The organism is Asticcacaulis endophyticus (genome assembly GCF_014652575.1).
In the GTDB taxonomy this organism is placed as follows: domain Bacteria; phylum Pseudomonadota; class Alphaproteobacteria; order Caulobacterales; family Caulobacteraceae; genus Asticcacaulis; species Asticcacaulis endophyticus.
The window spans coordinates 70,113-83,833 of record NZ_BMZB01000004.1; the positions used below are offsets into that span (position 1 = coordinate 70,113).

A 13,721-nucleotide genomic window follows, 5' to 3' on the forward strand; every position below is an offset into this window, starting at 1 on the left:
GGGTCGAGAAGTGTTCGGGGAAATCGGTATATGGGGTGAAACTGTCGCATCGCCTTTTTAGGGCTAAAGGTTTATAATCGGAGCATAAAGTTGAAACTGTGCACATAAAAGGAGTTTGCTATGACAAATGCCAACACAGGTCACTCAGGCTGGGCCCGCATCAGCGTATTGTTGTCGGGTGCTGACTCTGAGCGTTTACCGCTTGAGGTGGGGCTTGAGATCGCAAAATCCTTTGATGCGCAGCTAAATGCCCTGTTTGCGCCGCCCGATCCGGCGGAACTGGCGCCGTGGCTGGGTGAAGGGTTTATGGGTACTGTGCAGGTGTCGGCCATGGAAAGCCTGAAATTCATCGCCGAAGACTCAGAAGCTGTGGCGCGGGCGCAATTTGCCGCACTCGACTATGCTTCTAAGTCGTTTTACGCCCTGAAATCGCCGGTGTGGCAGGATCTGGCCTGCGAGACGCGCCTGTCCGACCTGATGGTATTCGGAGCCGATAGCGCCAAGGGGCAGGGCTTGTTGGCCGAAGCCTTTACGCAAGTGCTGATGGAAGAACGCACCGGGGTGTTCATCGCCCGTCAGGCGCTGGATCTTAACGGGACGGCTATCGTCGCCTGGGACGGCAAGGAGCCATCATCGCGGGCCGCGCGGCGGGCGGTGCCACTGCTGAAACAGGCCGGAAAGGTCGTGGTTATCGGGGCGCCGATAGGGGACCGTCCGGTCGATCTGAACCGTCTGGTCAACTACTACGGCGCGCACGGCATTACGGCCGAGGTTGAGCTTTTGCCCAAGGGCGGGGATATTGTGGGCGCTCTGGTGGATGCCAATGTCCGCCACAACGCGGCCTTCATGGTGGCGGGCGCGTTCGGTCATTCAAGACTGCGGGAGTTTGCCTTTGGCGGCACGACCCGCGCGCTGTTGCAGAATACGACGCTTAATCTCTATATGGCGCATTAATTAGTTTGCTGAGCGCTTGATCGACGCGGGCCATGACCTCATCCCATGAGGTCAGGTCGTGCGGCATAAAGGCTGTGGCCGCCGGATACCACGGATGGTGGACTTGCCCCATCTGAACCCAGTTGTTCGGTGAGGTGATGATCCATGTCCGTGCCCCCGCCGCCGCCGCGATATTGGTTGTGGCGTTGGCCGGCCCCAGCGTCAGGTCAAGCGCACATGTCAGCGCACACAAATCATCCAGATCGTCCTTAAGGTCGATACCGGGCGGCGTGATGATCTTAAAACCGCACGCGGCGGCAGCGTCCAGTTCCGCGCGGGCATCGCCATATTGCAGGGAAATGACGGTAATATCGTCACGCTTAAGTAGGATTTCCCAGTCATCGAACGGTGAGTAATAGCGCTCACGAATGATATCGGTTTTTAAGCTTTTCCACAAAATACCAACCTTGGGGCGGTTATCCAGACGGTTCAGCCATGCCCGCCAGTGTTCTATGCGTGCCGGATCGGGCTTGAGATAGGCATTGTGCGCCGGGAAATCGGCAGGAGTTGACCGGTAGGTGGCGCAAAAATCTGCCATCAGGGCCCACTGATCGACAGGCGTTTGCGCTTCATCAAAGCCGTCAAAATGGCGGCTGATGCGGCCATCCTCGCGCCGGGTACGGTGGGCATAGACTTTGGCTTTGGGAAACGCGCGCGCAAATAAGCTGACGAGACGTGGCTCAACCCCAAGTCTCAGCAGACTTTCATCACCCAGATCGCGAATGACATCCGGCAAAAGCGTGCCGAACAGGATTTCATCGCCCAGACCCTGTTCCGCCGACACAAACAAACGCTTTTCCGTCAAAGATTTACCGGGGTGCCAGCGCGGCGCCGTGAACGGGTAATGGACCTCCATCGCCGTGCCGGTTTTGTGACGGGCTTCATACAGCGGCCAGGCGATGTCGGTTTTTCCGGCGCACAGGGCAATCTGCGCGGTTGTTAAGCGCACGCTGGCGATATTGGACGGATCGGAAAAGCCATCGATACAGGCAAAAAAGTCGCTCAGACTGCTGTCAAAATCGCCAAGTTCAGCATGGGCAATGCCGCGGTGGAAGCGGGCCTGATGGTTGTCCGGATCAAGCCGCAGCGCCTCATCGAAAAAAGTCAAAGCGGTGTGCGGATCGTTCTTCGCGTTGACCACCGTACCCAGCACATTCCACAGTTCGCTGTCTTCGGGATGGGAACCGAGCGCGATTTTCAGGCCGCCTATGGCGGCATCATATTTCATCTGCTGGCGCTGGCTGGCGGCCAGACCGGCGATCGCGGCGACATTATCGGGTTCGGCCTGCACCACAAAGCGGTACAGCTTTTCAGCCATGTCCATCTGATCCAGCCGGAAGGCCAGCCTCGCCAGATCATGCACAATATCAGACGGCGGTGGTGACGACAGGCGTGCCAGCAAATCTTGATAGGTATCAAAGGCTTCGGGCAGGCGGTTCTGTCGCTCCAGTGCCAGCGCCAGATAGCGTCTGACCTCCATATCGTCGGGCTTTAGCGACAGATGCACCCGCGCCAGAGCCTCGGCCCTGGCCCAATCTCCGGCGGCGATGCTGTCGGTCAACGGATCGGGTTTCATAAGGCTTTTGTGGGGGCCTGAGCGCGCGTCTTGGCCGGGATCAGATCGTCGATCAAGGCCTGTTTCATCTGACCCAGCGCATCCCCCCAGTCATTAAGCACAGCGGGGGCAAACACACGGGCGGTCGGGTAGAACGGGTAATGGTCGGTGCCCAGACACAGCCAGGCGCTGCGGAACGGTATCGACATCCAGATCGTCGCACCCGCTCCGGCGGCGATATTGCTGGTGGCGTTGGAAGGACCCATGACGGTATCAAGTGCGCAACACAGGGCACATAGGTCGTCAAGATCAGCTTTCAGGTCAATGCCTGGCGGGTTCCAGATGCGTAAACCCGACGCTTCGGCTTCGGCCAGTTCGGCGGTGACATCGCCGTATTGAAGGTTGACGAACGTAACACCCTCAGTGGCGATAACCTCTTTCCAAGTCTCAAACGGCGAATAATAACGATCGCGGCGGGAGTGTTTAATCAATGATTTCCATAGGATGCCCGCCTTGGGCTCAGGCCCCAGCCTGTCCAATTCTGCCCGCCAGTAAGCTACCCGATCCGGGTCTGGCGTCAGGAAAACATTTGTGGCCGGAAAATCACTAAGCGACCGGCGGTATCGTTTCAGCAAATCGCCCATCATCGCCCAGCAATCGATGCTGCCCGCGTCGGTCAGGTCGGGGAACAGGCGCACCACCCGGCCTTTGTGCTTGGTGGTGTGATGTTTAATAACGCTGGCGTCGGGAAAGGAGCGCGCAAACAGGCTGACCAGGCGCGGTTCAACGGCAATGGTAAGCTTCCCGTCTGGGCCGATATCGCGGATCAGATCGGGCAGGAGCGAGGCAAACAGCACCTCATCGCCCAGCCCCTGTTCGGCGGACACAAGAACATGCTTACCCGCCACATCAGTATCAGGCGTCCATTTGGGCCGGTCGATCAGGAAAAGGATCTTCTCAGGCGTACCTTCCTTGATGCGACCGTCATAATAGTCCCAGGCCACATCGAAATTATTGAGCACAGCATTAATAAACGTGATCGACAGGCGGCAGGTATATATATTGAGCGGATCATCAAACAGCGGCAGTGCCCGCATCAGATGCTCCAACGCCTGCTCATAATGCCCCAAAAGCCCCAGTGCATTGCCCAGATTATAGAGCGCATGGACATGTTTGGGATTGAATTTCAGGGCTTCCTGATAAAAGATGATCGAGGTATCGACGTCGCCCTGAGTGTTGACGACGGTGCCCAGCGCATTCCACAGTTGCGGGTCCTGCGGGTTCAGGCCTATGGCGGTGCGTAAAACCTCAATGGCGTCCTCATACCGGCTGGCTTCGCGCAGGGCGGTCGCCAGATTGTTGGCCGCTTCGGTATTGTCGGGCTCGATCCGAAGCACGAAAGTGAAGAATTTTTCGGCAATATCCGGATATTCCATCCGCACTGCCAGCCGTCCTAGGTCATTGGTGACCGGAACATTGTTGGGCATGAGCTTAAGGGCGGCTTCGTAACAGGCAAATGCCCCTGCCAGATCGCCTGATTTTTCGCGCGATATGGCTAAGATATGCCAGGCTTCGCCGCTTTTTTCATCAACCTCCAGCGCCTGAATAGCCAATTCCGCGCCCGCCTGCCAGTCGCTTTTTTTCAGGGCGGTCAAAGCGGCCTTAAGCAGCGTCAGGGTTTGTTTCAGGCGGGCATGGTCGGCGGCGACATCAAGCCGTGCCAGGGCTGCGCGGGAACTGGCATCGCCCAGAAGCGACGATGAGGGACGCATATCAAACGCCGGAACAAACGCAGGCGCGTCATCAGTTATACCACTTGCCGCCAGTGGATTTGGCTGTGGTGGCGGGTTTTGCTCAAAGCTACGCTTAACCATGACTAGTGTCCTGAGTCTGAAATTCGCCTCATGCCTATATCAACCTCAAGCGAATTTCAGATTCAACAGGACACTAGAAATTAATAAACCTAGTATCGTTCTGAATTCGAAGTTCGCTGTAGCACCTGGATATCGAAATCAGGCGAACTTCGAATTCACGATACTAGCTCCGCGGGGTTTGTCATGGCAGTGTGGATACAGGGATTCGCCTTAAGCCCGTCTTTAAATTACGATTTTGGGACAGCGTGAACCTGATATTAACCCGGTCGGGGGTAGAATCTGAAAAGATTCGCACCGGCTTCAAGTGTAAGGAAAGCCTTTCATGCCTTTGAAACTGTCTCTGAAGCCCGGAGAGAAGTTCGTTTTAAATGGCGCCGTTGTGCAAAACGGGGATCGCCGCTGTTCGCTGATCCTGCAAAATAAAGCCTCGGTCTTACGTGAAAAAGACATCATGCAGGAGCATGAGGCCACGTCTCCGGCCCGCCATATCTATTTCCCCGTCATGATGATGTATCTCGATGAGGCGGGGGCTGACCGTTATTATGATGAGTTTCTGCGCCGCATGACCGAGTTCATGGGGGTCGTGTCTCAGGCGGCCGTTCTGGCGGAATGTGTGACGGTTTCCAAAAGCATTATGGCGCGTGAGTATTACAAGGCCCTGATGGGCTGCCGTAAGCTTGTCGACTTTGAGGATGCACTTTTAGGGGCTAAAGAGTAAATAGATGTCACTTCAGGCGTATCAGAGAACGGCCGCACGCGCGGAAGATCCTCGTCAAACCGAATACCGGCTGTTTGGTCAGGTAACGCGCGCGCTTCTGGAAGCGGAAGCTACCGATACGTCTAATTTTCAGGTGCGCATTCATGCGCTCGACTGGAACCGGCGCATGTGGTCGGTGTTCGGCATGGACTGCGCATCGCCGACCAATGGTCTTCCCGAAGCCTTGCGCGCGCAGATTATCTCCCTGTCGATCTGGGTGTCGAAGCACACCTCTTTGGTTATGCGTAACAAAGAAGAGATAGCGCCTCTGATTGAGGTCAATCGCATCATCATGCAGGGTTTGATGCCGCAAATTCAGGCGGCGCCGGCCGCTAATCCGACCGATGCGGCCTTTGCCAATCGTGTGCGCGGCTCGTTAGGCTGATTTAGCCGGGTTCTTGTGCGGTTAATATTGCCTTTAGGATGATTTTGCCTAGGCATTAAGATTTGAACGGCGGGAGTCATATGATTCTCGCCGTTTTCAATTTAAAAATATCCATAAAATTCAATTGTATAAATAATTAACGACGGCGTCCTGCGCTGGCATCGGCATTGCTATGTCTAAGTTAAGCCAAAATGGCTTTTCGGCAAAATCGCCGCGCAAAATCCCCGACCAGAATGGAAAGGAACACCCGATGTCTAATGTATCGGTCAATACCAACGTGGGCGCAATGATCGCGCTCCAAAACCTGAACAGAACGAATAAGGATCTTTCGGAAACCCAGAACCGCATTAATACCGGCCTGAAGGTCGCCAGCGCGAAGGACAATGGTGCGGTCTATGCGATTGCTCAAAGTCAGCGCGCCGACGTCGCAGCGCTCGGAGCGGTTTCAGACTCGCTTAACCGTGCCATGTCCGCTGTGGATGTGGCTATGGCGGCGGGTGAGGGGATTTCGGATATCCTTACCCAAATGAAGGAGTTAGCTCTATCAGCTTCGGATACCGGTCTTGATACGGTCAGCCGTGACGCCCTGAAGGAAGATTTTCAGTCGTTGCGTGACCAGATCAAGAAGACGATTTCGAATGCGGTCTTCAATGGCATCAATCTGATCGAGGCGGGCGCTGACGGTATCAATGCGTTGGCTTCGGCGGATGGGGTGAATAAGCTGACGGTGGCAGCGCAGGATCTTTCCCTTGGCGGAACTATTCTGTCTCTGGCGTCAGATGCGACCTTCTCGACAGCTTCGTCGGCGAGTGGTTTGCTGTCTACCCTGGATAGCTCCGTTAAGAACGTATCCCTGGCGCTCGCACGTCTAGGGACATCGTCAAAGTCTCTGGAGGCTCATTCTACGTTCGTTTCAAAACTTGTCGATTCCATGGAAGCGGGTATCGGAAACCTCGTGGATGCCGACATGGCCAAGGAAAGCGCAAAGCTCACCGCGCTGCAAACCAAGCAGCAGTTGGGTATACAGGCTCTTTCTATTGCCAATCAGGCGCCACAGACGATCCTCAGTCTGTTCCAGGGCTAATCGCATTGGCCGGAGCGGGGCGGCACTTGCCGTCTCCTCCGGCAGCCTTTTCAGGTGGCATATTTTGCCGCCCTGGGCAAATATTGCCTATTCGCCAGGTCTTGACCGGCAAAAATTACCACTAAAATGTATAATTAACAAAGCTATAACGCTTATATTTCATAGGTTTGCGTAAGTTTTCTTCCTTCGCGGCCTTTGGCGCGGCCTTTGCATCCTTCAGCTCAGGCAAAATGCCGCCAGCAGACAAAATGTCGCTGGTTACATCTATTAGAAGGAATAGAATCATGGCGCTCAATAGCGTTAACACGAACGTCGGTGCAGCAATTGCTCTGCAAAACCTCAACAAAACCAATTCGCAACTTGCCACCACTCAGGAGCGTATCAATACGGGCCTGAAAGTCGGTTCGGCCAAGGACAACGGCGCTATCTTTGCTATCGCGCAAAGCCAGCGTTCGGAAGTCAGCGCGCTGAACGCTGTTTCGGAATCGCTGTCACGCGGCCAATCGGTCGTTGACGTGTCCATGGCAGCCGGTGAATCGGTTTCCGACATGCTTACGCAGTTGAAGGAAAAGGCTCTGGCGGCTTCGGACACCGGCCTTGACACCACCAGCCGCGACGCTCTGAAGGAAGACTTTGCGTCTATCCGCGATCAGATCAAAAAAACCCTCACTAACGCCACTTTCAACGGGATCAACCTGGTTGATGGTTCGGATGCCGACATTAAGGCACTGGCTAACGCCAGCGGTTCGAGCACGTTGACGGTTTCTGGTCAGAACATGTCTTTGGGCGGTTCTGTCATCACCTTGGCAACGAACGCTACCTTCGCTACGGCGTCGTCAGCGGGTGCCCTGCTGGCAACGATTGATGCGTCTATCAAGAACGTGTCGACCTCTCTGTCGAAGCTGGGTACATCGTCCAAGGCGCTTGAAAACCATGCAGGCTTCGTTTCGAAGCTTCAGGATGCCATGGAAGCCGGTATTGGTAACCTTGTCGATGCCGACATGGCCAAGGAAAGTGCTAAACTGCAAGCTCTGCAAACCAAGCAGCAGCTCGGCATTCAGGCGCTCTCGATCGCCAACCAGTCGACTTCGACTGTTTTGAGCTTGTTCCGTTAATCCGGAAGGGGAGGCGGGACCTGAAATCCCGCCTTCCTCTCTCATTCAGGCCGCGGAACGCGCGGTCCAATCAGCAGAGGGCGTTTCACTCAGTTCCGTCGTTTTCGGGCCTCCCAAAGTGAAGCGTAGCAGGAGATGATCAATAATGTATCAGGCGTACCTCAGGTTTCAGACGTAACTCCCGTCAAAGCTGTTCCTGATGTAGCCAGGGAAATGCCGCAGACTGTGCTGGCCAGTGCCGGCAAGAGTGCTGCGGATAACAAGGGCTCTTCTAAGGAATCCAAAAGTGATTCCATGGCCAAGCCTTTGGCCTATCAATTGAAGCTCGTGGTCGATGTCGATCCCGATACGGGCGATTTTGTCTATAAAGCCATTAATCGTCTTACCGGGCAGGTCGTAAGTCAGTTGCCGCGTAAAGAATTATTAGACATGAAAAACGACGCGAACTACCGCACAGGTTCTGTAATAAAAACAGATATTTAAGTAAAACACTTAAGCGTCATTATCGGGTGTTTTTTACCGTACGCTGACTGGCGTGCGGATAAAGTCGTTGGTTAATATTAACCTTTTGCTTACCATAATTAATAAGACTGTGAGTCGCGCCGATTCCCTGTGCCGAAAATACCGGCATATTAGGGTTCAGGTATTGGATCACGGAGCGCAGAATTATGGAGGTTAGGTCATGACGGTCAGTGTGCATACGAATAAGTCTGCCATGATCGCGTTGCAGAATCTGAACAACACGACGAGTAATCTCAACGGGGTTCAGAACCGGATTTCTACCGGGTTAAATGTCAACAGCGCCAAGGATAATGCCTCAGTCTATGCCATCGCTCAGGGGCAGCGCGCGGACGTCAGTTCGCTGGCGGCGGTAACCTCCAGCCTTAACCGGGCAGCCTCGATTTCAGATGTATCTCTGGCAGCCGGTGAAACGGTTTCCGATCTGCTGGTTGAGTTGCGCGAAAAGGTCGTTTCGGCCATGGACCCGTCGATTGATACGGCGTCGCGCAATGCATTGAACTCCGACTTCCGTGCGTTGCTGAACCAGATCAAGCAGACGACCACTAGCGCCAATTTCGATGGTGCCAATATACTTGACGGCAGTCTGCCGAATGGAATTCAATTTATTGCCGATGCGGACGCGACCTCGAATATTACGTTGTCGACGCGCGATTTGTCGCTTGGCGGCACAACGATTACCTTGACGTCCGGATCGACAATAATGAGCGCGACTGTTGCATCTGGAATGCTGGTTAGGCTTGATACCTCCATACAGAATGTTAACGCTGCTCTGGGTGCGCTGGGGTCGCAAGCCAAACAAATCGATGGCCATCTGAGTTTTGTGTCAAAGCTGACGGACTCATTGAATTCGGGTATCGGCAATCTTGTTGATGCCGATATGGCCAAGGAGAGCGCCAAGCTTCAGGCCTTGCAGGTTCAGCAGCAGTTGGGAACGCAGGCGCTGTCGATCGCCAACTCTGGCCCGCAGGTGATTTTGAGTCTGTTCCAGGGCGGCTAAACTGCCGAATAATCTGTATCTTTATACCGGCCAAATACGCTTTGGCCGGTTTTATTTTGCTTATTTTCAATGGAAATGGCGCAAACGTTTACGAATCTTAAGCTTTGTTCGGGCATCCTCGAAATTCGTAATTGTGCCTCAAGGATTGAGCTCTCGTGATCGGACTGGATGCCAGCTTTTTGCAAAGCTACTATAACGCCAAAGCTGGCGTTAATAGCGGTGTGTCTTCGCTCACGAATGCATCAACCGCGACGAATTCTCCGACCGGTACCACCAAGGCCCCAAGCGCGCCTTGGGAAACCAAATCCGGTGCGGCCAGTTCTGACGAACTGGTGCGCAAGGTCATGGCCGGTTCCAAATTCATCAAGGAAGGCAATGTCTCGCTTGATCTGGCCGGGGCGTCGCAGGACTATAAAAAGCTGTTTACCCTGTATCAGGGGTTGAACACCCTGATGGGCATCGCCAATAAGGCTCAGGAAAATACCACGACCTCGACCGTCATGCGTACCTTACAGCGCCTGTTCACCAGCGGCATGTCTGAAATTCAGGACTATGTCTCGGATGCCGAACTGGACCACGTTAGTCTGGTGCAGGGCGCGCTGACGGAAAAGCTGAAAAGCACAACCGGCGTGGCGCGCACCGATACCACCTATGTGGCTAAGGATATCCATAAGGGCTCGGCGACGTCATCGGTCAAGGCGTTTGAAGGCGACGTGAAATTCAACATCGCCATCAACCCGCCCAGTGCCGGCCTTTATACCCCTAAGAATGTTGAGATTGACCTGTCCGAAATGGGCACGACGAACCGCTCCATGGGCAATGTCGTCAATTTCATCAATTCCAAGCTCAAAGATGCCGGGGCCACCACCCGTTTCACGGTCGAGCGTACACCCGCCAAGGCGGAGACCATCAAGGTCGGTGAAAAGGAAGTCACAGTTAATAAAGGCCTTGATACCTTTTCGCTAAAGGTGCAGGGCACGACGACCGAACTGATCAAGTTTTCGGCGGCCCAGATGTCGGATTCGGTTTATGTGGTTCAAACCACAGGTGATACTGATAACGACGACAAGGATAAACCGGAAACTCTGGATGATCTGTCGACCCAGCTTGTCAAGTTTCAGGCCGATATTTCCGGCACCAACCCTTCAACCGCTACGGCGGGTGTGACCGATACCTACTGGTCCGAAGGGCGAACCGGGCAGGCGGTGCTGGAAGAAAACATCACCAATGTTCGCCAGACCGTATCGGGGGCAGATGGCTCGGTCTACGTGCTGGCCGATGTGGATGGTGAAGTTGACGGGCAGGGCATCAAGGGCACCAAGGATGTCGCCCTGATCAAATACGACTCCGCCGGTAAGATGCTTTACACGCGCACTTTAGGGGCTGCTGATCAGGCATCGGGGCTTGCCATGACGGTAAGCGCGGATGGCAAGGTGGCGATTGCGGGCTCCGTGACCGGCGAACTGGGCGTTCAGACTACCAAGACCTTTACCAGTGCGGATGGCAAAACCTATACGACCTCTACCTATGAGACCACCAAGGGCTATAACGAAAGCATCTCAGATAGTTTTGTCACGGTTTTTGATGCGGCAGGTGATGAGTTGTGGACTCAGCGCCGCGGCTCAATCGGGATGGACGAAGCCCTGTCAGTATCCTTTGGCACGGACGGTTCGGTCTATGTCGGCGGGCGCGCGCAGGGCACTATGAGCGGCGCGACTGATGGCGCAGCCACAGCGCAGGGCGTCACCAGCGCCGGGGGCTGGGATGCCTATGTCATGAAATTTTCGGCCACCGGTGGCTATCAGTCAACGACCCAGTTCGGCACGAGTGCCACCGACGCGGCGAATGCCATGACGGTTGATGGCAATACGCTGTATGTGGCCGCCAACGAAAACGGCAATGCCGTCTTGAGGTCATATGACCTGACGTCGGGCAAGCCTGTGCTGTCTGAAACGCGCGATCTGGGTAATCTGGGCGGCGGTTCGATCAGTTCGGTTTCGGTTTATGACGGCAAGGTCTATCTGGGCGGCAGTGCCAATCAGAGTACGACGGCGACGGGTGCGAATACAAAACTTATGGACGGCGTGAGCGCAGGTCATGCCTACACCGGTGGACAGGATGCCTTTGCCTTGTCGGTAAGTAAGGATCTGGGCGATACCTCGGCGGATGCGGTGTCGTTTTACGGTTCTAGCGAAAGCGAAGCCAACGCGAAAGTGACCTTCAGCGACGGCAAGGCCTGGATTGCCTTCCAGACCAAGGGTGCAGTCGACGGCACCACCAAGATTGGCGAAAAAGACGCCGTGCTGGCGCGCGTGGATGTCGAAAGCGGTGATGTCGAATGGCAGACCCGCTATACCGGCAAAAACGGCGAGGTTAATCCGAACGCGATTGCCATTTCCAAGAATTCATCAAGCGTGCTTGATAAGCTGGGTTTGCCGACCGGGACCTTGCAGTACAAGGATTCGTCCAGCTTGGTGGCCAACACCACGGCCCGGCCGGGCGATGAGTTCTATGTACGCGACCCGAAGACGGGCACTAAGAAAAAGATCGTGATCGAGGCCAAGGACACACTGGAAACCCTGGCGACCAAGATCAACCGTGCCGCCGGCTACAAGATGGATGTTAAGGTCACCAAGGTGACGGGCAAACCAGAATCCATCCTGACCATCACGCCTAAATTTGGCAATGCTGAGATCGAAATCGTGCGCGGAACCGAAGGCAAGGATGCGCTCGATAGCCTTGGCCTGAGCGAAGGTCTGGTCACGAACGCGGCCTCACAAACCTCATCAGAAGCCAGCAAGCAGTCGGGTAAGGACGTCAAGATGTTCGGTCTTAACCTCGACAGCAATCTCAACATCTCTGATGAAGATACCATCGACGCGGTCAAAAAGGTGCTTGAAGACGCTATGAAAAACGTCCGCAGCGCCTATCGTTACCTGCGTTATGGCGACTCGTCCGAAGAAGCCGATAAAAAAGGCAAGACCGGCGGGACCGTTCCAGCGTACCTGACCAAGCAACTGGCCAACTATCAGGACGCTCTAAACCGCCTTTCCGGCGGATAGATTTCGCGCGGCCGTACAAATATCACATCATCGCATTAACCTAAAAACGCTTCACACCTTGGCGATTGCGCTTTAGTGTGCGCGATAATTATTGGTGTAGCTTAACCTTTGGCCGAAAAAAGGCCTTTAAGGTGGGGGAAGAAGGTTTCATGCAAAAGCAGCAGATGATTTATCTGGGCATTGGCGCCGGTGCGGCCCTGTTGATCGGCATTGTGCTGGCGTTTGCGATGTCGTCCGGCCAAAAGGACGGTGAGCGCATGAACGAAGCGCCGCCGGGGCTGCAACTGGATATCGCCGAAGCGCCCGCTATTAATTCGTCGCGCACGCTTCGCTGCTTCGTCAGCGGCGAATATGTCGGCACGTTTACGCTAGCCGAATGTGCGCAGAAAAACGGTGTGGCCGCGCAGGCGCTCGATGTCGGCGTCGATGAAAGCGGTGAATTGTCCGCAGCACCGACGGCCTCATTGGCCCCGCCACCGGCCGAGCCGGTTGTGGCGACACCCGCCACCCCGGATGGTACGCTGGGCGGCGAAGTCATGCCGCAGAATCTGGATCAGTCGGGTGGACCGGTTGCGGCCTGTCTGCGCTACGCGGGTGGCGAATGGCGCCGGTTGTCCGAAGGTTTGAGCCTCGGCACCTGCGTGCAGTTGCTGTATGATGGCCGGTGCGAGCGTCCGGGATCGGCATCCTATGGCCGCTGGGGCGATCAGAGCCTGCGTCTGGTGCCAAACCGGGTAGAAATCTCAAGCGATAACAAAAATTTCCGCACGTTTGTTGATCAGGGCAAGGGCTGTAGCGTCCCGCTGGTGAAATAGAAATCAGGTGAGTGAAATGTCAAAAGGGATGAAACTGATCGCCGGTCTTGGCCTTATGGTGATGGCCTCCGTTGGGCTGGCGTCGTGTCAAAAAGCAGGCCCCAAGGCGCCGCTCGATACCGGCGTCTGTTATCAGGTTGGCTTTCCGGCATCTGGCGACGTCAAATATAATGTGGTTGCCCGCAATCAGCCGTCGATCGAATATTGCGCGGCGCAGTTGTTCAAGCTGCGTCTGGAATTCCTGAAACAGGGCGTCAGCCGCAAGATCATTTACGGCGCCTATCAGGGCAACTTCCTGTTTGTAGACGCCAAGCTGGTTAAGTTTTCGCGTACCCTGGACGGGCGACGCATGACACTTTTGGTCAAGCACCCGCGTGAGGATCGCCTGATTGTACCAGGATCGATTGTCGAAGACCGCACACCGCCGCAGCCTTCGGGCCCGATCCGTGAGCCCGCCAATCTGCCGTAGTCGTTGGACGCTTTAATTAAGTGTTAATGGTGCAAACTCTGCGCTTGGCGTGCGGGCGGCTTCATCATAGTGTCGGGGCTTGGAATCAGAGGG

The 13,721-nt window shown here is 55.1% G+C and carries 12 protein-coding genes; 10 read left to right on the forward strand and 2 right to left on the reverse strand.

Annotated elements, in window-relative coordinates:
* Window positions 1-120 precede the first annotated feature (120 nt).
* Window positions 121-954: a universal stress protein gene (locus tag IE102_RS13490; protein WP_189487553.1), complete on the forward strand. Its 834-nt coding sequence runs from the start codon at window positions 121-123 to the stop codon at window positions 952-954.
* On the opposite strand, the gene IE102_RS13495 is transcribed toward IE102_RS13490, so the two are convergent.
* Together IE102_RS13495 and IE102_RS13500 are read right to left on the reverse strand one after the other, a co-directional pair.
* Window positions 932-2,569, reverse strand: coding sequence for a tetratricopeptide repeat protein (locus IE102_RS13495; RefSeq protein WP_189487555.1), 1,638 nt, complete (start codon window positions 2,567-2,569; stop codon window positions 932-934). The two genes, IE102_RS13490 and IE102_RS13495, sit on opposite strands and share 23 nt — an antisense overlap.
* Window positions 2,566-4,422, reverse strand: a complete 1,857-nt coding sequence (locus IE102_RS13500) for a tetratricopeptide repeat protein (RefSeq protein ID WP_189487557.1) — start codon at window positions 4,420-4,422, stop codon at window positions 2,566-2,568. Before IE102_RS13500 ends, IE102_RS13495 begins: the two co-directional genes overlap by 4 nt.
* A 322-nt stretch (window positions 4,423-4,744) precedes the next feature.
* Here IE102_RS13500 and flbT point away from each other — a divergent pair, with 322 nt between their 5' ends.
* From flbT to IE102_RS13545, 9 genes are all read left to right on the forward strand, one after another.
* Window positions 4,745-5,140 carry a flagellar biosynthesis repressor FlbT gene (gene flbT, locus IE102_RS13505; RefSeq protein ID WP_189487559.1) on the forward strand — a complete coding sequence of 132 codons (396 nt, stop codon included), beginning with the start codon at window positions 4,745-4,747 and terminating at the stop codon, window positions 5,138-5,140.
* Between the two features lie 4 nt (window positions 5,141-5,144).
* Entirely contained in the window at window positions 5,145-5,564 is a 420-nt protein-coding gene (flaF, locus tag IE102_RS13510) for a flagellar biosynthesis regulator FlaF (RefSeq protein ID WP_189487561.1), read from the forward strand.
* Window positions 5,565-5,814: 250 nt separating this feature from the next.
* Entirely contained in the window at window positions 5,815-6,648 is an 834-nt protein-coding gene (locus tag IE102_RS13515; protein WP_189488021.1) for a flagellin, read from the forward strand.
* A 284-nt stretch (window positions 6,649-6,932) separates the two neighbouring features.
* Entirely contained in the window at window positions 6,933-7,763 is an 831-nt protein-coding gene (locus IE102_RS13520; protein WP_189487563.1) for a flagellin, read from the forward strand.
* Between the two features lie 135 nt (window positions 7,764-7,898).
* A complete protein-coding gene (locus tag IE102_RS13525; protein WP_189487565.1) occupies window positions 7,899-8,246 on the forward strand; it encodes a flagellar biosynthesis protein FlaG in 348 nt (115 codons plus the stop codon).
* A gap of 199 nt (window positions 8,247-8,445) precedes the next feature.
* A complete protein-coding gene (locus tag IE102_RS13530; RefSeq protein ID WP_189487567.1) occupies window positions 8,446-9,282 on the forward strand; it encodes a flagellin in 837 nt (278 codons plus the stop codon).
* Window positions 9,283-9,437: 155 nt separating this feature from the next.
* Window positions 9,438-12,344 carry a transcriptional regulator gene (locus IE102_RS13535; RefSeq protein ID WP_189487569.1) on the forward strand — a complete coding sequence of 969 codons (2,907 nt, stop codon included), beginning with the start codon at window positions 9,438-9,440 and terminating at the stop codon, window positions 12,342-12,344.
* Window positions 12,345-12,493: 149 nt separating this feature from the next.
* Window positions 12,494-13,159 carry a hypothetical protein gene (locus tag IE102_RS13540; RefSeq protein ID WP_189487571.1) on the forward strand — a complete coding sequence of 222 codons (666 nt, stop codon included), beginning with the start codon at window positions 12,494-12,496 and terminating at the stop codon, window positions 13,157-13,159.
* A gap of 16 nt (window positions 13,160-13,175) precedes the next feature.
* On the forward strand, window positions 13,176-13,628 hold the full coding sequence (locus tag IE102_RS13545) for a hypothetical protein (RefSeq protein WP_189487573.1): 453 nt from the start codon (window positions 13,176-13,178) through the stop codon (window positions 13,626-13,628).
* Window positions 13,629-13,721: the final 93 nt, after the last annotated feature.

Coding starts and splice junctions, on each gene's coding strand:
- IE102_RS13500 (WP_189487557.1), bottom strand. CDS start 4,422: ATGGTTAAGCGTAGCTTTGAGCAAAACCCGCCACCACAGCCAAATCCA.
- flbT (WP_189487559.1), top strand. CDS start 4,745: ATGCCTTTGAAACTGTCTCTGAAGCCCGGAGAGAAGTTCGTTTTAAAT.
- IE102_RS13515 (WP_189488021.1), top strand. CDS start 5,815: ATGTCTAATGTATCGGTCAATACCAACGTGGGCGCAATGATCGCGCTC.
- IE102_RS13545 (WP_189487573.1), top strand. CDS start 13,176: ATGTCAAAAGGGATGAAACTGATCGCCGGTCTTGGCCTTATGGTGATG.
- IE102_RS13525 (WP_189487565.1), top strand. CDS start 7,899: ATGATCAATAATGTATCAGGCGTACCTCAGGTTTCAGACGTAACTCCC.
- IE102_RS13530 (WP_189487567.1), top strand. CDS start 8,446: ATGACGGTCAGTGTGCATACGAATAAGTCTGCCATGATCGCGTTGCAG.
- IE102_RS13540 (WP_189487571.1), top strand. CDS start 12,494: ATGCAAAAGCAGCAGATGATTTATCTGGGCATTGGCGCCGGTGCGGCC.
- IE102_RS13490 (WP_189487553.1), top strand. CDS start 121: ATGACAAATGCCAACACAGGTCACTCAGGCTGGGCCCGCATCAGCGTA.
- flaF (WP_189487561.1), top strand. CDS start 5,145: ATGTCACTTCAGGCGTATCAGAGAACGGCCGCACGCGCGGAAGATCCT.
- IE102_RS13520 (WP_189487563.1), top strand. CDS start 6,933: ATGGCGCTCAATAGCGTTAACACGAACGTCGGTGCAGCAATTGCTCTG.
- IE102_RS13495 (WP_189487555.1), bottom strand. CDS start 2,569: ATGAAACCCGATCCGTTGACCGACAGCATCGCCGCCGGAGATTGGGCC.